The organism is Mangrovihabitans endophyticus (genome assembly GCF_014646155.1).
Taxonomy (GTDB): domain Bacteria; phylum Actinomycetota; class Actinomycetes; order Mycobacteriales; family Micromonosporaceae; genus Actinoplanes; species Actinoplanes endophyticus.
The window spans coordinates 35,451-56,063 of the sequence record NZ_BMMX01000002.1; the positions used below are offsets into that span (position 1 = coordinate 35,451).

At 72.0% G+C, this 20,613-nt stretch carries 16 protein-coding genes and 1 pseudogene; 9 read left to right on the forward strand and 8 right to left on the reverse strand.

The window, feature by feature from the left end:
* Positions 1-429: 429 nt before the first annotated feature.
* From IEY73_RS33335 to IEY73_RS04990, 3 genes and pseudogenes are all read left to right on the forward strand, one after another.
* A pseudogene (locus IEY73_RS33335) lies at positions 430-761 on the forward strand (cellulose binding domain-containing protein); the annotation flags it as partial.
* Between the two features lie 156 nt (positions 762-917).
* The gene (locus tag IEY73_RS33340) at positions 918-1,277 is read left to right on the forward strand and encodes a beta-xylosidase family glycoside hydrolase (protein ID WP_229715605.1); all 360 of its coding nucleotides are present in this window, start codon (positions 918-920) and stop codon (positions 1,275-1,277) included.
* A 76-nt stretch (positions 1,278-1,353) separates the two neighbouring features.
* On the forward strand, positions 1,354-4,737 hold the full coding sequence (locus IEY73_RS04990) for an AfsR/SARP family transcriptional regulator (RefSeq protein ID WP_189077885.1): 3,384 nt from the start codon (positions 1,354-1,356) through the stop codon (positions 4,735-4,737).
* Here IEY73_RS04990 and IEY73_RS04995 read toward each other — a convergent pair.
* The 3 genes from IEY73_RS04995 to IEY73_RS05005 form a co-directional block, all read right to left on the reverse strand.
* Positions 4,719-5,546, reverse strand: coding sequence for an ABC transporter permease (locus IEY73_RS04995; protein ID WP_189077886.1), 828 nt, complete (start codon positions 5,544-5,546; stop codon positions 4,719-4,721). The genes IEY73_RS04990 and IEY73_RS04995 overlap by 19 nt on opposite strands.
* Positions 5,543-6,538: an ATP-binding cassette domain-containing protein gene (locus IEY73_RS05000; protein WP_189077887.1), complete on the reverse strand. Its 996-nt coding sequence runs from the start codon at positions 6,536-6,538 to the stop codon at positions 5,543-5,545. The genes IEY73_RS04995 and IEY73_RS05000 overlap by 4 nt, the downstream gene beginning before the upstream one ends.
* Before the next feature lie 313 nt (positions 6,539-6,851).
* Positions 6,852-10,133: a TIM-barrel domain-containing protein gene (locus IEY73_RS05005; protein WP_189077888.1), complete on the reverse strand. Its 3,282-nt coding sequence runs from the start codon at positions 10,131-10,133 to the stop codon at positions 6,852-6,854.
* 172 nt (positions 10,134-10,305) lie between these two features.
* Between IEY73_RS05005 and IEY73_RS05010 the strand changes: the two genes are divergently transcribed.
* Positions 10,306-11,016, forward strand: a complete 711-nt coding sequence (locus IEY73_RS05010; protein ID WP_189077889.1) for a VOC family protein — start codon at positions 10,306-10,308, stop codon at positions 11,014-11,016.
* 24 nt (positions 11,017-11,040) lie between these two features.
* On the opposite strand, the gene IEY73_RS05015 is transcribed toward IEY73_RS05010, so the two are convergent.
* Both IEY73_RS05015 and IEY73_RS05020 read right to left on the reverse strand, forming a co-directional pair.
* Positions 11,041-11,211, reverse strand: coding sequence for a hypothetical protein (locus tag IEY73_RS05015; RefSeq protein WP_189077890.1), 171 nt, complete (start codon positions 11,209-11,211; stop codon positions 11,041-11,043).
* Complete coding sequence (locus IEY73_RS05020; protein ID WP_444543367.1) at positions 11,211-12,725, reverse strand: MFS transporter; 1,515 nt, start codon at positions 12,723-12,725, stop codon at positions 11,211-11,213. The genes IEY73_RS05015 and IEY73_RS05020 overlap by 1 nt, the downstream gene beginning before the upstream one ends.
* A gap of 88 nt (positions 12,726-12,813) precedes the next feature.
* Here IEY73_RS05020 and IEY73_RS05025 point away from each other — a divergent pair, with 88 nt between their 5' ends.
* Positions 12,814-13,557 (forward strand): TetR/AcrR family transcriptional regulator, encoded by a 744-nt coding sequence (locus tag IEY73_RS05025; protein ID WP_189077892.1) that lies wholly within the window; start codon positions 12,814-12,816, stop codon positions 13,555-13,557.
* Between the two features lie 70 nt (positions 13,558-13,627).
* Entirely contained in the window at positions 13,628-14,413 is a 786-nt protein-coding gene (locus IEY73_RS05030; protein ID WP_189077893.1) for an SAM-dependent methyltransferase, read from the forward strand.
* Positions 14,414-14,432: 19 nt separating this feature from the next.
* Here the strand turns inward: IEY73_RS05030 and IEY73_RS05035 are convergent, their stop codons facing one another.
* The 3 genes from IEY73_RS05035 to IEY73_RS05045 form a co-directional block, all read right to left on the reverse strand.
* Positions 14,433-15,425 carry a methyltransferase gene (locus tag IEY73_RS05035; RefSeq protein ID WP_189077894.1) on the reverse strand — a complete coding sequence of 331 codons (993 nt, stop codon included), beginning with the start codon at positions 15,423-15,425 and terminating at the stop codon, positions 14,433-14,435.
* Positions 15,426-15,535: 110 nt separating this feature from the next.
* Positions 15,536-16,525, reverse strand: coding sequence for an alkaline phosphatase family protein (locus IEY73_RS05040; protein ID WP_189077895.1), 990 nt, complete (start codon positions 16,523-16,525; stop codon positions 15,536-15,538).
* Positions 16,526-16,642: 117 nt separating this feature from the next.
* On the reverse strand, positions 16,643-17,710 hold the full coding sequence (locus IEY73_RS05045; RefSeq protein ID WP_189077896.1) for a Dyp-type peroxidase: 1,068 nt from the start codon (positions 17,708-17,710) through the stop codon (positions 16,643-16,645).
* A 171-nt stretch (positions 17,711-17,881) separates the two neighbouring features.
* Here IEY73_RS05045 and IEY73_RS05050 point away from each other — a divergent pair, with 171 nt between their 5' ends.
* The 3 genes from IEY73_RS05050 to IEY73_RS05060 are packed head-to-tail and all read left to right on the forward strand — an operon-like array spanning position 17,882 to position 20,518.
* The gene (locus tag IEY73_RS05050) at positions 17,882-19,072 is read left to right on the forward strand and encodes a cytochrome P450 (RefSeq protein WP_229715545.1); all 1,191 of its coding nucleotides are present in this window, start codon (positions 17,882-17,884) and stop codon (positions 19,070-19,072) included.
* A 36-nt stretch (positions 19,073-19,108) separates the two neighbouring features.
* Positions 19,109-20,311, forward strand: coding sequence for an NAD(P)/FAD-dependent oxidoreductase (locus tag IEY73_RS05055; RefSeq protein ID WP_229715546.1), 1,203 nt, complete (start codon positions 19,109-19,111; stop codon positions 20,309-20,311).
* Positions 20,312-20,323: 12 nt separating this feature from the next.
* Positions 20,324-20,518 (forward strand): ferredoxin, encoded by a 195-nt coding sequence (locus IEY73_RS05060; protein ID WP_189077898.1) that lies wholly within the window; start codon positions 20,324-20,326, stop codon positions 20,516-20,518.
* Positions 20,519-20,613 lie beyond the last annotated feature (95 nt).

Consider the following 20,613-nt stretch of genomic DNA (forward strand, 5'->3'; position numbering starts at 1 on the left):
GCCACCCCGCCGCCCCGCCCCGCCGCCCACCAGCCCACCCGTCGCCCGCCGCCCCGCCACCCCGCCGCCCCGTCGCCCGCCGCCCCGTCGCCCACCCCGTCGATCTTGGAGTTTCGGTGACCGGTTCGCACCATTTTGCGCGGCTTGTCGCACCACAAAGTCCAAGATCGTCGCGTCTGGGACGCCGACCGTGTCGCAAGGAGTGCGATAGGTCGGGTTTCGTCGCTTAAGTCGGGCGCGCCAAGTCCAGAGGGACGGAGGGGCGACGGGGCGGGGACGGCACGCGGGGGCGGGGACGGCACGCGGGGGCGGGGACGGCACGCCGGGGCGAGGACGGGCGGGGCTTGAAGCCGTCGGGGCATGCTTGGCAATATTGACTGGCTTCTATGGAAGCGCTCCCAGGTCGGCGCCGCTGAGGAGATGACGGTCATGAGACGTATCCGCTGGCTCACCACGACTCTGGCCCTGACCTGCGCCGCCGGCTTCACCACCGTCGCCACCGCCGCCCGGGCGGACACCGGATGCCGGGCCGACTACGCGGTGACCAGCCAGTGGCAGGGTGGCTTCGGCGCTTCGGTCACCGTCGACAATCTCGGCGACCCGCTCAACGGATGGACGCTTACCTGGTCGTTCACCGCGGGCCAAACGGTTGCACAACTGTGGAACGGCGTGGTGACCCAGTCCGGGGAGCAGGTGGCGGTGCGCAACGCGGCTACAACGCAAGCATCCCCACCGAAGGCAGTGTGACGATCGGCTTCAACGGCTCCTGGACGTCGTCGAACCCCGCCCCGGCCACCTTCGCGCTCAACGGCGTGACATGCACCGGCACCACCACGCCGACTACCGGACCGAGCACGCCCCCGGCCACCGCACCCACCAGTCCACCGCCGTCCGTGCCCGGCACGTTCGGCAATCCGGTGATCTGGCAGGACTTCGCCGACGGCGACATCATCAGGGTCGGCGACGCCTACCTGTACGGCGCTCGCAACACGCTCACCCGGCGCATCCCAGGCCCGTCCGCGACGGCGACGATCCGGCTCGACTACGCGGCGATGGCCAACGGCGACCGGGCCGGCCTGGCCATGCTCCGCGACCAGTCGGCCTGGATCGGCGTCCGCAAGGACAACGGCGCCACCTTTGCCCCTCTCGGGCCCGCGTTCACGCTGACCAACGACTGGCACTTCTTCATGGGCTACCGATTCGGCGTCTTCAACTACGCCACCTTCGCCCTCGGCGGCGCGGTGACCGTCAGCCGGTTCGAGGTGACCACACCGTAGGCCGCCGACCCGCACGACCGACTCCGCTCGGCGAGCCGGTTGGGGTACGCCCTCGGCGCTGCGCGAAGATTGCCACGTGAGCGGGCACGGGGACGCGACGGCAGGGCTGCGGGTGACGCTGCTCGGCGCCTTCGGGGTGTGCCGGGGTGACGAGCCCGTGCCGGTGCCCGGCGCCCGGCTGCGCGGCCTGATCGTGCGGCTGGCGCTGGCCGGCGGCCGGGCCGTCGACGCCGGCGCCCTGGCCGACGCGTTGTGGCCCGAGGAGCGTCCGGCCGATCCCGCCAACGCCCTGCAGTCCCTGGTCTCGCGTTTGCGCCGGATCCTGGGATCGGCGGGCGCGGTCGCCCAGGTCGAGGGCGGCTACCGGCTCGGCGTGACCGAGGACGACGTGGACGCGGTGCGCTTCGAGCGGCTCCTCGCGACCGGACGCGAACGGCTCCGGACCGGTGCGCACGGCGAGGCGGCCGAGCTGCTCGGCGAGGCGGTCGACCTGTGGGATGGTCCGGCGGGCGCCGAACCGCCCGCGGTCGCCGCGGTCGCCCCGGCCGCCGCCGTCCGGCTGGCCCGCTCCCGCGTCGAAGCCGACACCGACCTGGCCGAGGCCGAGCTGGCGCTGGGCAGGCCGGACGCCGCAGCCGCCCGGCTGACCGCCCTGCTGGCCGAGCAGCCGCTGCACGAGCGGGCGGCAGCTTTGCTGATGGATGCCCTCGCCGCGCAGGGCCGGCAGGCCGAGGCGCTCGCCCTCTACGGCCGGGTACGCGAGTCGCTGGCCGACACGCTCGGCGTGGACCCGGGCGCTGCCCTGCGCGAACGACATGTGCGCCTGCTCCGCGGCCCCGGCACGGCGGCGCAAGTCCCCGCGCTCGCCAAGCCACCGACGACGGCCGCCGTCGCGGCGCGCGCCGCGGCACCCACGATCGCCGGGGGCCCCGCCGGTGCGGAACCGCCCCCGAGCAACCTGCCCGCCAGCCTCACCAGCTTCGTCGGACGCGATGACGACCTCGCCCGGATCGGCACGATGCTCGCCACCGGCCGCCTGGTCACCGTGCTCGGACCGGGTGGGGCCGGCAAGACCCGGCTCGCGCTGGAGGCCGGTCGGCGGCACCGGCACGAATACCGGCACGGCACCTGGCTGATCGATCTCTCCTCGGTCACCGAGCCCGCCAAGGTCGGTGCCGCGTTGCTGGCCGCGATCGGGCTGCGCGGCTCGGCGCTGTTCGAGTCGGCGAAGCTGCGTGCCGACGCCGGCGGCGAGCTGGATGTGCTCGCCGACCAGCTAGGCGGCCGGGAGTGCCTGTTCGTGGTGGACAACTGCGAGCACCTGATCGACGCGGTGGCCCATCTGCTGTCCGCGTTGCTGGCTCGCTGCGCCGGTCTGCGGGTGCTGGCGACCAGCCGGGAGGCGCTGGCCATCGACGGGGAGGCGCTGGTGCCCCTGGGCCCGCTCACGCTGCCCGAGCCGGACGCCGACGTCGAGCAGGCCCGGCGTGCGGCGTCGGTGCGGCTGTTCAGCGAACGCGCGGCGGCGGTGCGTCCCGGATTCGACGTCGACGAGGACACCCTCGGTGAGGTGCTGCGCATCGTCCGGGGCCTGGACGGCATGCCGCTGGCCCTGGAACTCGCCGCGGCCCGGCTGCGGACGCTGTCGCTGGCCGAGCTGGCCGCCGGGCTGTCCGACCGCTTCCGGGTGCTCACCACCGGTAACCGGACCGCTTTCCCGCGGCATCGCACGCTGCGGGCGGTCATCGCGTGGAGCTGGGATCTGCTCGAAGCGGACGCGCGGACGGTGGCGGAACGGATCTCGGTGCTGCCCGGCGGTGTCACGCCGGCGTCGGCCGTCGCGGTCTGCGCCGGCACCGCGGTCCCCGGCATCGAGATCCCGGAGCTCCTGGCCGGCCTGGTCGACCGGTCGCTGGTGCAGCTCGCGCCGGAGAGCGGCCGCTACCGGATGCTGGAGACGATCCGCGAGTACGGCCAGGAGCGCCTGGCCGAGCAGGGGGTGCTGAGCGCCGTACGCGACCGGGCCGCCCGCCATGTCGCGGAGCTGATCGCCCGCCACGAGGCCCTGCTGCGCGGGGCCGGGCAGCTCGACGCGCTGGCGGTGCTGCACGCCGAGTACGACAACGCGCTGGCCGCCCTGCGTCATTTCTGCGACTGCGGCGACGCCGACGGCGCCGTCGCGCTGGCGCTGGACCTGTCGTGGTACTGGCAGATGTTCGGCCGGCACAACGACGCGACGTACTGGCTCGGCGAAGCCATCGCGGTGCCGGCTGGGCGGCCGGGAGTGCTGCGTGACATCGCCGAGGGCGTGCTGACGCTCAATCGGATCGCCACCACGCACGCGCGGCCCGGCGACGGCGCCCCCGGGCAACGTACGCAGTTGCGGGCCCTCGCCGACCGGCTTCTGGGCCATCCGGAGCTGCCCGGTTTCGGCGGCGCGCTGGCCGCCATCACGCTGGCCTTCCTGGGGGAAGCCGAGGCGTCGCTGACCATCCTGCAGCGCCTGATCGACGGATCGGACGTGTGGCTGGCCGGGCTGGCCCGGCTGTTCCGGTCCCAGTTCGCCGAGAACGAGGGGCGCCTCGACCAGGTGCGCAGCGACGTGTCCGCGGCCCTGGACTGTTTCGCCGCGGCGGGCGACCGCTGGGGCCTGGCCACCGCGCTGCCGATGCGCGCCCTGCTGCGGCAGTACGACGGGGACCTCGACGGCGCGGTGGCCGACCTGACCGAGGCCAAGCGGCTGGCCCGTGACTTCGGGTCGCTCAGCCTCAGCGACGAGATCTTCATCGACCTGCGGTGGATCGATCTGCAGGTACGCCTGGGCGAAGACGGGCAGGCGACCGAGATGATGGGCGTGATCCGCGAGCGGGTGCTGCGCTCGGCATCGCCCGAGATGACCGTCCTCGTGGACGCGTTGGAGGCCGGGCTGTGGGTGCAGATCGGCGATCTGGAGCGGGCACGGGAGCTGGTCGAGTCGGCCGCGGCCGGGATGCCCGGCACGGTTCCGTTCGGCGACCAGGGGCGGGCGCTGATCGACTCGGTGCGCGGGGCGATCTGCGTGGAGCGGGGTGACTCGCCGGGTGCTCACCAGGCGCTGGCTCGCGCGTACGCGGCGGCGGTGGAGAGCAAGGACATGCCGATCCTGGCCATGGTGTCGGTGACCGTGGCCCGCCTGGCCGCGTTGCACGGGCGGTTCCGGGACACGGCGGTGCTGCTCGGCGCGGCGGCCCGGTTGCGGGGCGCCCACGACCACACCGACCGCCAGATCTGCGGCCTGAGCAGGAGCGGCCGGGCGGCGCTGGGCGACGACGGCTTCGCGCGGGCGTACGAGGCGGGCTGGGAACTGGACGTGCCGGCGGCCCTGACCCGGACCGACCCGGCACGGCTGCGGGCCGCGGCGCTGCCCGCCGGGGACAGCGCCGCGGATCCGGGTGATCCCGCTCAGGCGCGGCGGCCGTAGGCCCGCAGCGCGAGCGGCACGAAGACCGCCAGCAGCCCCGCCATCCAGGCCAGCGTGATCAGCAGGTGGAACTGGACCGGGCCGCCGACCAGCAGGCCGCGGATGGTGCCGACCAGGTGCGTGATCGGGTTGACGTGCACGAAGCTCTGCAGCCAGCCGGGAAGCGTGCTGGTCTCCACGAACACGTTGCTGCCGAAGGAGAGCGGCATGACGAGCAGGAACATCGTGCCCTGCACGGCGCCGGAGGTGCGCACCATCATGCCGACCCAGACCGAGATCCAGCAGAAGCAGAGCCCGAACCCGATCGACAGGCCGACCGCGGCCAGTGCGGGCAGGAGCCCTGTCTCGACCCGGAACCCCATCACCGAGCCGAAGCCGAGCATCACCACGCACACCGTCATGTAGCGGACGATGTCCGCCACCACCGCGCCGACCAGCGGCGCCGATCGCGCCACCGGCAGCGATCGGAAGCGGTCGAAGACGCCCTTCTCGATGTCGGCGTTGAGGTTCTGGCCGAGGGCGATGCCGCCCATCGCGAGGGATTGGGCGAGCAGGCCGGGCAGCAGGAACTGCAGGTACGCGTGCCGGTCGCCGCCGGTGATGGCGCCGCCGAACAGGTACGTGAAGATCAGCAGGAAGATGATCGGCTGCAGCGTCACGTCGATCAGGGCTTCCGGCGTTCGGATCGTCTTGATCAGGCTTCGCCGCGCGAGGGCCACGCTGTGCCTCACCTGGGCGGCTAGTGCGCCGCCGCGCGGCTTGTCGATGTCGCCGACGATGTTGCGAACGGGAACGTCGAGCGTTGTCATACGAGCTCATCCTCCTTGGCGGCGGTGGTCTGCGGGGCGGTGGTGCTCTCGGTGAGCGAGTGGAACACCTCGTCCAGGCTGGGCAGGTGCAGGCCCAGGTCGGAGAACTCGATCCCGGCCCGGCGCAGCGCGGGCAGCGCCTCGTCGATGGCGGTGTCGGTGGCGACCGGCACCGAAATGGCCCCGCGGCGGGCACCGGCCGCGTCGTCCATGGAGGCGCCGGTGCCCGGCGCGGCGACGGCGTCCAGCACCCGCAACGCGTCCGGCACCCGGGCCGGGTCGGACGGCCGCACCCGCAGGGTGAGCCCGCCGACGCGGCGCTTCAGTCCGTCCGGGGTGTCGAAGGCGATCACCCGGCCGTGGTGGATCACCACGATCTCGTCCGCCAGCGCGTCCGCCTCCTCCAGGTACTGCGTGGTCAGCAGCACGCTCGCGCCCTGGGTGACCTGGCTGCGCACGACGCCCCACATGTCCTCGCGCTTGGCCGGATCGAGACCGGTGGTCGGCTCGTCGAGGAAGATCACCTCGGGGTGGCCGACCAGGCTCGCGGCCAGGTCGAGGCGGCGGCGCATGCCGCCGGAGTAGGTCTTGGCCGGTCGGCCCGCGGCCTCGGTGAGGTCGAACCATTCCAGCAGCTCCACCGCGCGGCGTTTGGCGTCGCGAGTGGTCAGATCGAGCAACTGGCCGATCAGCACCAGGTTCTGGGTGCCGGTCAGATCCTCGTCGACACTCGCGTACTGGCCGGTCAGGCCGATGCGGCGGCGCACCCGCTGCGGTTGTTTGAGAACATCGATGCCGGCCACCTCGGCGGTGCCCTCGTCGGGGCGCAGCAGGGTGGCGAGCACCCGCACCGCGGTGGTCTTGCCGGCGCCGTTCGGGCCGAGCACGCCCAGCACGGTGCCGCGGCGCATGGACAGGTCCACCCCGTCGAGCGCCTGAGTCTTTCCGAATCGCTTGCGGAGCCCCTCCGCACGCACCACGAGATCACTCATGTCGTCTTCCATCCCCTCCGTCGCGGGCGGCGGCCGTCGGTGCGACGCCGGCCCTCGTGCAAGCACCCTGCCGCGGGCCGCTGACATGGTGCGCACATGCCGCTGACACGACGCTGAGAGAGCGCTGTCACGGTGAGAACTGGCATCCGGATGGCGTCCAGCGCACCGATCCAGGAGATGGTGAATCACCAGGAACGGCTCTTGATTGCCACGATGGGTAAGCTCAGCGCACCCGATTCTGTGCAGGGCGAAGTGTCTCGCAAGGCAGCGCAGGACAGCCGTTGTCGCCCCGCGGAAAGAGCCGCTGCGTCCGTCAGCCCACCGTGAAGGTGAAGGTGTACGGCTCGCGGATCGGCACTCCGTCGGATACCGCGCTCGTCACCTGCGACACCGTCGCCGAGTACGACCCGGCCGGCAGGGTCGCCGCCGGTGTCCAGACCAGCGTGCCCGGTTCCGTCTCGGCCACCGCGCCGGGGACAGTTCCCGACGGGCCGGTCACCGTCACCGAACTGGCGTAGTCGGCGCCGGCCGGCTGGATGTCGCGCTGGAATCGCACGGTCACCGCGCTCGCGGTCGTCGCCGTGGAGACCACCAGCGGGTCACGCCAATACTGAATCGCCTTGTGGATGTCCGGCACGCTCGCGTCGTCCCACGCCGTGGCGGTGTCGTCGACGAGCATGGTGTGCGTGATCCCGCCGTCGACGGTCACGCTGCGGTTGTTCGTCCCGGTGATGGTGCCCCACTCCTCGACCGTCTCCCAGCTTCCGCGGGTGTACTTGTACTGCAGATCCGTGCCGTCCAGGATGGAGACGGTCGCCTCCCAGACGCCGTCGCCACGGTCGGTCATCGGCTGCTTGGCCGGGTCCCACGGCCCGAGCTGGGCGATGCTGCCCGGCACATAGAGCGTCGCGTCGGGCGGGGTGCCGGGCGGCGCGAGCACCCGGAAGGTCACCGCGACCGGCTCGACGGGAATGGTGAGGGCTGCGGGCAGGCTCGCCGCGGTGCCGTCCGGATTGCGGTACGCGACGTGCGCGGTCACCGGCTGGGTCCGCGGCGACTCCCCCGCCGGTGTCACGTCGTAGGTCGCGGTGAACGTAGCGCCCGGGGCGAGCCGGGCGGCGGTGGTCGGCGTCCGTGGGGTGACGACCCACCCGTCCGGCGCCGCGACGGTGGCCGACACGTCGGTGACCGCACCCGGCCCGTGGTTCGTGGCCGTGGTCACCAGCCTGCTGGTGGCACCCGACTGCAGCCCGTCCGGCGCGGTGAAGGTGGCGTCCACGGCCGGCCGCTGAGCCACGGTGAGCGGGTTGCCGTCGTGCACCACCGTGACGGCCCGGCCGGAGGCGGTCGCCGGCACGGTCACGGTGAGCAGGTGCTGGGCCGCGTCGTACGTCCAGGGTGCGGGCCGGCCGGCCGCGGTGACCCGGTGCGGGCGGGACACGTCGGCGAACGCCACGGTGTAGCGGCGGGTGGCCGGGGCGCCCGGATAGGTGCCCTTGACCGGTCCGACGGTGAGCGCGGCGCGGCGGCCTTCGACGTATCGGACCGGGATCCGCGCGTACTGTCCGGAGCGGTAGCCGAGGCCCTCGCCGGCGTCCTCGTAGATCCAGGTCGAGCCGGAGGCATGCGGGTACGCGGTGAGGGTGAGCCGGTTCTTGGCCTGGTTCGCCACGTTCACGTCGCCGTCGCGCTGGGCGAGGATGCCACCGGCGCGCACGTAGACCGGCATGTGGTCGGGCGTAGCGCCGACCGTACGGGTGGCCGGGCCGCGGAAGGTCTCACCGGTGAAGAAGTCGGTCCAGGTGCCCGGCGGGAACCAGACCGAGGTGGTGGCGCTCAGGCCCGGCGTGGTGACCGGCGCGACCAGCAGCGAGTCGCCGAGCGTGTATTCGGTGTCGTGCTGGTACGCCTCGTCGCGTTCCGGCCAGGTGAGGTAAAGCGCCCGGCTCATCGGGATGCCCCGGTCATAGCTCTGCCGGGCCGCGGTGTAGAGGTACGGCACCAGCGACTCGCGCAGGCGCAGGAAGTCCGCCGCCGGGCCGCTGACCGCGTCGTCGTACTCCCACGGCAGCCGGTCGCCGTGATCGGAGTGCAGCCGCAGGATCGGCTGGAAGGCGCCCAGTTGCACCCAGCGCAGGTACAGGTCGTCGCTGAGGTGCTTGCCGGCGAAACTGCCGATGTCGTGGCTCACGTACGGCAGTCCGATGCTCGCCCCCTCGCCCGGGGTCATCGCCGCGGCCACCGCCAGCGAGGCGAACGTCGCCTCGGTGTCGCCGGTGAAGTGCACCGTGCTGCGGTGCTCGGCCCACGGTCCGGACGCGCCGACCGTGGTGTACGCCGGGAAGGACGACCCGATCCGCGACAGCGCGAAGCCGCGCACCTCACGCGCGTCGCCGTCGCGCCGGTACAGGTCGTTGACCCAGCTATCCGGGGTGACACCGGGGGTGCTCACGGTGCTGTCGTCGCAGCAGTAGTCCAGCCACCATTGGCGCACGCCCTGCTGCTCGAACGGCCGGTGCAGTTGCTGGAACGCGGCCGCCTGGTCCGGGTCGCCCCAGTCGAACCGGTACGGGTTCGGCGCGAAGCTGTTGGTCGACGGCTGGAGCTTGCCCTTCGCGGTGGCCTGCGCCGTCGCGAAGCGCGGGTCGTCGCCGCTGATCGCCGCGTGGATGTTGAGCGTGGCGTTGATGCCTTCGGATTTCAGGTGCGCCAGGAAGGCGGCCGGGTCCGGGAACAGGTCGGTGTTCCAGTTCCACCCGGCCCACTGGTTCGGCGCCTTCCAGTCGGTGTCCATGACCAACGAGTCCAGCGGCACCCGGTGGTTCTTGAAGGCGGGCAGGATCTCGTTCTCGTAGTCCGCGACGCTGTACGCCTGGTATTTGGAGAACCAGGTGCCGAAAGCCCATTCCGGCGGCAGCACCGACGGGCCGGTGAGGGCGCGCAGGTCGGCGAGCGCACGCAGGTAGTCGTGTCCGTAGCCGAAGAGGTAGCCGTCCTGATAAGCCCCGGTGCGCGCGGGCCGCGCGGCGAGCCAGTCGTCGCCGGTGCGCACCGCCGTCGTGGTGTCGTCGAGCAGGTACCAGCCGTGCTTGTCGAGCAGCCCGGGGTGCAGGCTGAGCTGGTCGGCCGGGCCGGCCTGCCCGGCGTAGTAGTCGAGGCCGCGGTACCAGCCGCCGAGCGGGTCCGCGGGCTGCGCACCGAACGCCGGGTGCGCCTCGGCGTGCAGGCCGCCGACGGCGAGGTCCAGTGTGGTGTTGGCGGCGGTGACCGGGCCGCTGTCCAGCTTGTAGTGCAGCGTCACCGCGGTCGTGCGCACATGCAGCTCGCCCCAGCCGATGGTGGCCCGGAACCAGGTGCGCCCGGGCGTACGGTCGACCGCGTTGAACGTGGGCCGGTCCTCGAAGTGGTCGTCCGCCGCGTACTCCAGGCGCAGCAGCGTCGGGCTGAGCACCTGCACCCGCAGGTGACCGGCGCGCACGGTCTGCCCGCGCACGTCCGGCGGACGACCCGCGGCCAGCGCGGCGGCGGGCGTGGTGACCAGCGCCAGCAGAATCCCGAGAAGAACGGCCACCCGTGCGGAGAACCTGCGACCCACCGACGCCCCCTCGACGCGAAACACGATCGTCACACGACCGGAATTCAGCGTTCGCCCACCCACACGACGGTGTCAATAGTCGCACGTCGATCCTGTCCGTTCGGTCCGAGGCGCCCGGCATCGAAGCGTGAGCTGGGGCATGATGAGCGAGAACTCTCGGAGGGAGCGCCCGATGATCGGCACGTTGCGCGCGGTGGTGCTGGACGCACCCGACATCCGGCGGCTGGCCGCCTTCTATGCCGCCTTGGGCGGGTGGACGCAGCAGTACGCCGACGACGAGTGGATCAGCCTGGACGCCGGGGACGGGTGGCGGGTCGCGATGCAGCGCAGCCCCGGTCATGTGCCGCCGCGGTGGCCCGATCCGGCGTACCCGCAGCAGGCGCATCTGGATCTGCGTGTGGCGGACCTTGACGCCGGCGGCGCGACGGCGATCGGGCTCGGCGCCGAGCTGCTGAGCAAGAACGACAACTGGCACACCCTGGCCGACCCGGCGGGGCACCCCTTCGACTTGTGCCTGTCTCCGGACAACCAGCGGACCACGCTGGCCGGCGTGATGCTCGACTGCCCGGACGCCAAGGTGCTGAGCGAGTTCTACGCGGAAATGCTCGGCAAGCCCGTCACCTACGCCGGCGAGGGCATGGCGATGATCGGCGAGGACGGGGCGCAGCCGGTGATGTTTCAGCAGGTCGCCGACTATCGCGCACCGCGGTGGCCGGACCCGGCGGCGCCGCAGCAGTTCCATCTGGACGTCACGGTCTCCGACGTCGAGGAGGCCGAGGCGGCGGCGCTGAAACTCGGCGCCGCCTCGCTGTCCTTCGCCGGGGAGAACTGGCGGGTCTACACCGACCCGGCCGGTAAGCCGTTCTGCCTGTGCTGGGACTGACCCGACGCGCCGCGGTGGGGACGCTCAGTCCTCCGGGATGGCCCGGTCGAACATCTCCGGGCGGGGCACGTCCGGGTCGGGCCCGTTGCGCACCCCGGTGTCCAGCGCATCGATGCCGGCCATCTGCTCACCGGTGAGCTCGAAGTCGAGAGCGGGCATGGTGACGCCGTTGTTGAGGGTCAGTGATGGGCTCATCATTCGACGGAAGTCCGCTCGTGGCCGGTCCGCTCGTGGCCGGTCCGCTCGTGGCCGAGGTGCCCGCCCTGGTCGCGGGCGGCGCCGCGGGCCCGGGCGATGCCCCAGCCGACCAGTGAAGCGGCCACGACGGTGAGGGTGAGACCGGCGATGGTGACCGCCTGCCGGAACTGCGCGGTCTGCGCCGGGCTCCAGTTCGCGGTGGCGACCGCGCCGGTGAACAGCGCGGCGAGCAGGGTGCCGGTGACCGCGATGCCGACGCCGGAGGCGACCTCGGTGGCGGTGTCGGTGAGCGCCACGCCGATCGTGGTCCGATTCTGGGGCAGGCCGCGGAGCACGTTGATCGCGGCGACCACGCCGACCACGCGCATCCCGGCGGCCACCAGGGCGAGCGCGAGCGCCACCCATACATATCCGAAACGGCCCAGCGTTGCGTAGACGGCGAGCCCGCAGACCACGGCCGAGGCGCTGAGCCAGGCCGCGCGTTCCAAGCCGGCCCGTTGCACGAACGGGTTGACGAGCGCGCCGCCCGCGACCAGGACGACGACCTGCGGCAGCATGCCGACGGCGGCGAGGGCGGGCGTCCACCCCCAGTCGAGCTGCAGTTGCAGGGTCACCAGATAGCCAAGACCGGCGGTGGCCAGCCCGGCGGCGGCCTTGTAGGCCAGGCCGCCGGCCACCAGCGGTCGGGCGAGCAGGTGCGGGTCCAGCAGCGGATGGCGGGCCGCACGCTCGCGACGGACGAAGGCGAAGGCGGAAGCCGCGGCCGCGGCGGTGACCGTCCAGGGCGCCCAGGATCCGGCGCCGTCGTTCACGAACAGGGTCGGTGCGACGAGCGCGAGCACGATCGCCGCCGTGCCGAGCGCCGCTCCGGGCAGATCCGCCGGGTCGCGGTGCAGGTCGGCCGGGTCGTCGGCGGCGATGCCCGCCCGCACGCCGATCATCGCGAGCACCGCGATCGGCACGTTCACCAGCAGCAGGACCTGCCACGGCGCGACGGCGAGCAGCAGGCCGCCGACCGGCGGGCCGATGGCCAGCCCGACCAGCCCGACGGTGGAGATGAGTGTGGTCGCGCGGACGCGCAGGCCGTCGTCGTGGAACAGCCGGAAGGCCAGCGCCATCGACCCCGGCGTGGTCATCGCCGCGGCCACCCCCGTCACCACCCGGACTCCGACGAGTTGCTCGGCCGTGGTGACGAACGCGGTGGCCAGGCTCGCCGCGCCGAGCAGCGCCAGCCCGAGAAGCATGATCCGGCGCCGGCCGAACCGGTCGGCGATCGCCCCGAACGCCAGCATCAGGCCGCCGAACACGACCGCGTACGCGCCGGTCACCCACTGCAGGGCGACGGTTGACGCGTGCAGGTCACGTCCGATCGTGGGCAGCGCCACCGTCAAGATCGAGTTGTCCAGCATCTCGAAGAGGAAAACCGCGGACAGACCGGTCAGGGCCACCCAGGCGGCGCGCAGTGATTGCGGAGGTGGCCGCCGTTCGAGCTGATAGGTAGACACGAACACCGTTCTACACTCGAACGCTGATCTGAACAATACGAGCATCGCTCTTGTGGCGTGGAACACTGCTCGCGTGATTCGCTAGACTGCTCGCATGACACCGACTCCGCAGGAGCGCCGCGCGGCCCGGCACCAGCTCGCCGCCGGGGCGGGCCCGAGCACGGCCCGGCGCGGACCGTCCGGCGGCCGCAAGCAACCGATCACCGTCGAGGCCATCATCGACACCGCGCTCGGCATCGTGCAGCGCGACGGATACGAGGCGCTGACGATGCGACGTCTGGCCACGGCGCTGGAAACGGGTTCGTCCTCGCTCTACGCCCACGTGGTCAACAAGGAGGACCTGGACGAGTTGCTCATCGGGCGGCTGTGCGCCGGCATCGATCTGCCCGAGCCGGATCCGGCCGTCTGGCGGCAGCAGATCATCGGCGTCTGCACCCAGCTCCGCGACCAGTACCTTCGCTATCCGGGGATCTCCCGGGCGGCCTTCGCCACCGCACCCTCACACCTGGACACGTTGCGGATCACCGAGGGGATGCTCGCCATCCTTCTCGCCGGGGGCATCGAACCGCAGGCCGCGGCCTGGGCGATCGACGCGTTGACGCTGTACGTCAACGCGTACAGCTTGGAGGTCTCCCTGGTGAACAGGCGCATCGACCGCGACGACGATGCCTGGGTGGTCAGCCGCGACGAGCTGCTGCGCCGGTTCGCCGCGCTGCCCGACACCTTTCCGCACACCCGCAGGTATGCGGTCGAGCTCACCGCAGGTACCGTCCATGATCGATTCGACGTCAGCCTCGGCATGATGATCGACGGGATTGCGCGGCATCGACCCACGTGACCCCGGCGGAGACTTCGATGCGTACCATCGGCTGAATCGGAAATGTCGCTTTCGAGAGGTGGGGTGCTCGATGGAACACAACGGCATCGATACAACCCGGCCGCATGTGGCCCGGATGTACGACTACTACCTCGGAGGCAAGGACAACTTCGCCGTCGACCGGGAGGCCGTCGCCGCGGTCGAGGTCGCGATGCCCGAGGTCCGCCAACTGGCCCGGGAGAACCGCGCCTTCCTGCGCCGGGCGGTCCGGTTCATGGCCGGCAACGGTGTCCGCCAGTTCATCGACATCGGCGCCGGGCTGCCCACCGCCGGCAACACCCATGAGATCGCGCAGGCGAGCGTCGCCGGTGCGCACGTGGTCTACGTGGACAACGATCCGATCGTGCTCGCCCACGGCCGGGCGCTGCTGGCGACCAATGCCACCACCGCCGTGGTCACCGCGGACCTGCGGGCTCCCGCCGACATCGTCGGCCACGACGAGGTCCGGCAGCTCATCGATTTCACCCAGCCGGTCGGGGTGCTGCTGATCGCGATGACTCACTTCATCCGCGACGCGGAGCGCGGCAGCGTGATGGGTGTCCTGCGCGACGCCCTCGCCCCCGGCAGTTTCCTGGCCGCCAGCCATGTCACCGGGGACAAGCATGCACGCGAGGCGGTGGACGGCGTCGAATCCGCCTATCGCAAGACGCCGACCCCGATCCACTTCCGGTCGCACGCCGAGATCTCCCGCTTCTTCGACGGTTTCGACCTCGTCGAGCCCGGTCTGGTCACCGTGGACGCCTGGCGCCCGGACCCGACGGACCCCGCGCCGGAGGCGACGCACTGGTTGTACGGCGGCGTCGGCCGACGCTCCTGACGCCACCGGGCCCGGCGGATCAGCCGACGGCGTCCCGTTCCGCCGTGATCACGCCGGCCGGCGGCGACAACGCGGTCACCCCGGTGAGGCGCCAGCCGCTCTCGGCCAGCCAGCCGTCCACCTCGTCCGGCTTGTAGAGGTCACCACCGCTGATCATGAGAAATTCGCCGGCGCCGTAGCGGGCCGTCCGGTGCGGCGCGCCGTCCGGCCGCCACCAGTCGACGAGCAGCAGCGTGGTGCCCGGCGCGGCGACCCCCCGCAGGCGATCGAACAACTCCACGATCCGGTCCGGGGGCAGCAGGTGCACCACGTTGGCGACCAGGATCACGTCGTGCCCCGTCGGCAGCGGCGACTCGAACAGGTCCGCGCCCACCGCGGTCAACCGCGGAACACCCTGCTCGGCCACCACCGCGGTCACCTCGGGCAGGTCGACCAGGGTGGCGGTGAGGGTCTCGTACGCGGCCAGGATCGGCCGGGCGAAGGTGCCGTAGCCGCCGCCCACGTCGAGCAGCCGCCGGTGCCGGCCGAAGTCGTACGTATGGGCCAGTTCGGCCGCCGTCGCGGCCGTGATGAGCGCGACGGAGGACTCGTACGCCTCGGTCTGCGCCTCGTCGAGCCGGCCGCGAACGCCGCGGCGGGCGCGATACCCGTCGACCGCCCTGCCCCAGGACGGGTAGCTGACCAACTGCCAGTAACGGACCGAGCGCCGCAGGTCGACCGGTCCCCGCCCGCTCAGGAAGGCCTCCGCCTCCGGCGCGTTGCGGAACCCGGCGTCCTCGCGCACCAGCAGGCCGGCACCGGCCAGCAGCTCGGCCATCGTGCGCACGCTGCGCTCCGGAATGCCGCAGCGCCCGGCGAGCTCGGCCGGGCTGGCAGGCTTCGGCCCGGCCGCGGCGAAGAGCCCGAACTCGACGGCGGCGAACACGGTCTGCGAGATCATGAAGCCGCAACAGAGGTCGAAGACGCGCGCCGGGTCGGGCGGATCGCTCGGCGATCCGAACGGATGGGACATGGGTCCACCTCCTAGCCACAAATGCCGACAGCATCCTCCTTACATTGATGAAACGACATACTGTCGCCAAAACCCGACCATGCCGGCGACCAGTCCGCGCGGGAGCCCGCTCAGAGCCCGAACGGCGGGCCGAGTGACGTGGCGTCGCGCGCGCATCCCAGCAGTGGCAAGCGCAGTTGCTCCTCGGCGAAACGCAAGGTGGAGCAGGGGGTCAGGCGCGGCGTCGCGACGACGTGGTGAACCGTGGGCGCGATCACCACGGTGGGGATGTGGTTGCCGGCCCGGGTCCCCTCGTCCCACGTGATGATCACGGTCAGCCGCCCGGCCCGGTAGTCCGGGCCGGCCATGATCCGCGGCAGCCACGCCTGCAACCACCGGTCGCCGGCACCGACCTTGTCGAGCGGACAGTCCGCGGCTCCGTGCATGTCGTGGCAGGCGTCCGGGCTGACGAAGGCGAAGGCGGGCAGGGCTCCGGCCGCGATGTCGTCGCGCAGGGCTCCGGCATCCTCGTCGCCGAGAGGGACAGCCCAGCGGCGGCAGTCGGCGCGCGCGTCCAGGTAGTAGGTGGCCGGCATGTGACGGACCAGATAGTGACCATGGCCGTGGAGCGCGCAGTTGCCGGTGGCGGCCTCCGCGTAGCCGCGCCACTGCCGGCCGGACACGCTGACCTGGTGGAAGATGTTGTCGCCGGACAGTGGATGCGCTCGCGGGTCCTTGTCATCGCAGATGCCGCCGGTCGTGCCGCTGGTGATCAGGATGTACGCCGCGAGTGAGGGACAGTGCGCCGGATAGCCGGCGTCGTAGTCGGTGGCGGTGCCGTAGCCGGTGGCGAGCCGGTTCAGATAGGGCGCGCGGGGATTGCCGATGATCTGGTCGTAGCCGTGGTTCTCCTCAGCGATGATCATGACTTTCGCGCCCGGACCGGGCGCCGGCGGGGAGACGCTCAGCGTCTGCCGCGGTGACGCGCCGCCCTGCCCGCAGGCCGCGGCCGTGAGTATGACGCCGATGGCCAGCGCGATCGCCCGCCCGGTCCGGCGGTGGAAGTGCCGCATCGTGACGACGGTACGGCGGACGGTGCGGGCTTGCCGACGGAAGGTCATGGGGCGGGACGTTATCGGCCGGATGCTGAGAAAACGGTGAAAAGGCCCCTCCCCGGTCACCGGCGAGTGGCCCTTATCAGGACGAGCCGCTCCGGGACCCGTCGGCCACCCGTACGGTCAGCGCGGCACCAGCGCGGCCAGCGCGGCTGGCGACGGCGGCACGAAGTAATATCCGCCGCCGAACGGCAGTACGTAACGCTGCAGCGCCTCACCGTCGAGACGCCGCTGCACGGTGGCGAATCCGGCCTCGACGTCCCGCTGGAAACAGATGAAGATCAGTCCCTTCTCCTCGCCCTGCCGGTAGGCGTAGCCGCGGCGCAGGATCCGGTTCCGCTCGGTCGCCGGGGTACGCGGGTTCGCCCGCCGGATGTGCGCGTCCAGCGGGGTGATCCGCCCGTCGGGGTCGGACGCGTACCCGAAGCTGCCGTCCTCGGGGCCGCCGGCCAGCGGGGTGTCGTCGTCGCGGTGGCGCCCGATCACGGCTTCCTGGCGGATGACCGGCTCCCGGTCCCACAGTTCGGTGGCCAGCCGGATCAGGCGCACCACCTGGTAGGTGCCGCCGACGGCCCAGCCCGGCTCGCCCTCGCCGGCCCAGACCAGGCGATCCATCAGATCGGATCGGCGCGGGTCCGGATTGCCGGCGCCCTCCCGGAAGCCGAACAGATTGCGCGCGGCGGGCAGGCCGGCGCGGGTGCGGGCGTTCTCGGCGCGGAAACCGTCGCGTCGCCAGCGCTGCCGGAGACCGTCGCCGGCCAGGTCGTGGGCCACCGCGTCGGCACCGTCGGCGGTGGTGGCACCGATCTGCACGAGCAGGTCACCGTGACACCACGCCGGGTCGAGCACGTCGTTGGGGAACTCCGGCATGGCGGTCAGGCCCCGCGGACGTACGCCCGCAAGGCCGAAGCGGTCGTCGAAGAGCGACGCACCCACGGCGATCGTCACGGTCGCGGCCCGCTGGGCGAGCCCGGCCCGCGCGGCCAGCCGTCTCAGCGCCGAGCCGTCGGTGACGTCGAGGGCGAGCAGGGTGGCGAAGTCCTCGGGCGCGGTGACCACCCCGGGTTGATGGTCCCGCGGCGGCGCCGATTCCGGCGGCGCCGGCGTGGAGGGTGGCGCTGGGGTGGCGGAGCAGGAGGCGGCACCGAGGCTCGCCCCGGCGGCCGCGGCGAGCATGGCCCGACGACGCATGGTGGCGATGATAGGTGGCCGTCGATGCCGCGTCCCTCCCGCGGCGCGAAACGGGACAGGTTGGGGACGAAGGCGGACTGGGATTTAATTCAGTCACTTGATTTAGGACGATCGACCATGTTGACTGTTTGCGCACCCGATCCCGGTAAGCCCCGGTTTGAGGAGGTCACCGTGGAGGACACCGCGCCCCCGCCCTTCCCGTTCGCCAACCCGGCTCCGCTGCAGCCACCCACCGAATGGGCACAGTTGCGGCAGCGGTGCCCGGTGGCGACCGTCACGCTGCCCAGCGGCGACCCGACGATGCTCGTCACCCGGCACGCCGACGTGAAGCAAGTGCTCTCGGACCCGCGTTTCCCGCGGTCCGCGGCGGATGCCGCGCGGCTCTCCGACACGGCGACAGGCGGCCTGTTCAACAGCGAGATGTCGCGGACCCTTCCGCAACACGGCGAGGAACATCAACGCTGGCGCCGGCTCATCTCGAAGTGGTTCACGGTCAAGCGGATCCGGGCCTTGCAGCCGCGCATCGAGGCCATGGCCGACCGGCTGATCGACGACATGACCGCCACCGGCGCGCCCGCCGATCTCAAGGCGAGCTTCGCCTTCCCGCTGCCGGTCTGGGTCATCTGCGACATGCTCGGCGTTCCGGACTCCGAGCGCGACAAGTTCTCGTACTGGTCGGACACCATGCTCAGCCTGACCCGCTGCACCGAGGAAGAGATGCGGGTCGCGGCCGGGGAGTTCCTGGCCTATATGCGCGGCCACGTCGCGGCCAAGCGCGCGCATCCGGGCGACGATCTGCTCAGCGACCTCATCCAGGGCGGCGGCCTGACCGACGACGTGCTCGTCTACACCGGACAGGGCCTGCTGGTCGCCGGCCACGAGACCACCGCCAACATGATCGGCAAGATGATCGCAATGCTGCTGGCCGAGCCCGCGCGGTGGGCGGACCTGTGTGCGGATCCGTCGCTGGTGCCGACCGCCGTCGAGGAGGCGTTGCGCTTCGACGCCCACCCGGGTCTGGGGATGACGCGATATCTCACCGAGGAGCTGACGGTGGCGGGCCGGCGGCTGCCCGCCGGCACGTCGGTGATGTGCTCCATGGGCGCGGCGAACCGCGACGAGGCCGTCTATCCCGACGCCGAGCGGATGGATCTGACCCGTACGCCCAATGCGCACCTCGCCTTCGGGTCCGGCCCCCATTCGTGCGTCGGTCAGGCCCTCGCCCGCACCGAGCTGCAGGTGGCGTTGCAGGTGCTGCTCCGCCGGCTGCCGTCGCTGCGCCTGGCCGTCCCGCCGGCGACGCTGGAGCCGTTGGACGGCCTGGTCGTCGGCGGTCTCCGCGAAGTTCCCGTGCACTGGTGAAAACCCAGACGACGGGTCAGCACTGTGAAGGGCACTATGGATGACACCGACCCACCGCCGGGCTCTGGCACGTTGACGGTCCCGGACCACGTTCTCATCGTCGGCGCCTGCGCCGCCGGGCTGGCCACCCTCGAGGCGCTGCGCCTGCGCGGATACACCGGCAAGGTCACGTTGCTCGGCGACGAGATCCACCCGCCGTACGACCGGCCGCCGCTGTCCAAACAGATCCTCTCCGGGAGCTGGCAGCCGCAGCGGGCGTCGCTGCGCACCGCGGAAGCCCTGCTGGCGCTCGACGCGGACCTGCGGCTCGGCGAGCCTGCCGTGTCCCTGGACGTCGCCACCCGCACGGTCCAGGCCGCGGACGGCAGCACCTACCGGGGCGACGCGGTCGTGATCGCGACCGGCGCGCACCCGCGGCGGCTGCCCGGCAGTGACGGCGTCGCGGGCGTGCACGTGCTGCGCGGCCTGGACGACACCCTGCGGCTGCGCGAGGACCTCGAACCCGGGCGGAAACTGGTCGTGGTCGGCGACGGCGTCCTCGGCTGCGAGATCGCTGCCACCGCGGTCCAGCTAGGCGTGCACACCACCCTGGCCGGCCCGCAGCGCGACCCGATGCAGATGCAGCTCGGCGCGGACATCGCCGCGCGGCTGCGCGATCTGCACCATGCGCACGGGGTGCACCTGCGCCTGGGCACCGGCGTGACCGCACTGGAGGCCGCCGGGTCCCGGGCGACCGGCGTGCGGCTGGCCACCGGCGAGGTGCTGCCGGCCGACGTGGTGGTCGTCGCGTTCGGCGCGGCGCCCGCGACGAGCTGGCTGACCGGCAGCGGCCTGCAGACGGACAACGGGCTCGTCTGCGATTCCCGCTGCCGCGCCGCCGACGGGATCTACGCGGTCGGCGACGTCGCCCGCTTCCAGCACGAGCGGCTGGGCCGGTCGGTCCGCCTGGAGAACCGCACCAACGCCATCGAACAGGCCATTGTGGTCGCCGCGAACATCCTCGGCGAGGATCAGCCGTACGCCCCGATCCCGTACTTCTGGACCGACCAGTACACCGTCAAGATCCAGGTCTACGGGATACCCACGCCCGACATGCGGATCAGCGTCGTGGACGGCGACCCCGCCACCGGCCGGTTCGTGGCCGCCTATCACCTCGACGGCCGGCCCGCCGCCGTACTCGGCTGGAACATGCCCAAACAGGCCCGCCAGCAGCGGCAACGGCTGCTCGTCACGCCCTGAGGAAGGACAACGATGAAGGTCTTCGTGGACCAGGACAAGTGCGTCGCCGCCGGATCGTGCGTCACCGCCGCCGAGGACGTGTTCGACCAGCGCGAGGAGGACGGCGTCGTGGTCCTGCTCAACCCGAACCCGCCGGCAGCGCTGGCCAATGCGGTCCGGGAGGCCGCCGCGGTGTGCCCGGCGATGGCCATCGAGCTGCACGAGTAAGCCCGCCGGCGACTGATCCACCGTCCCGCCTGATGGGATCTCGTTGCTCCGGACCAATGCATCCAAGATGGTCAATGCGCCTTCGACCGGTCGGC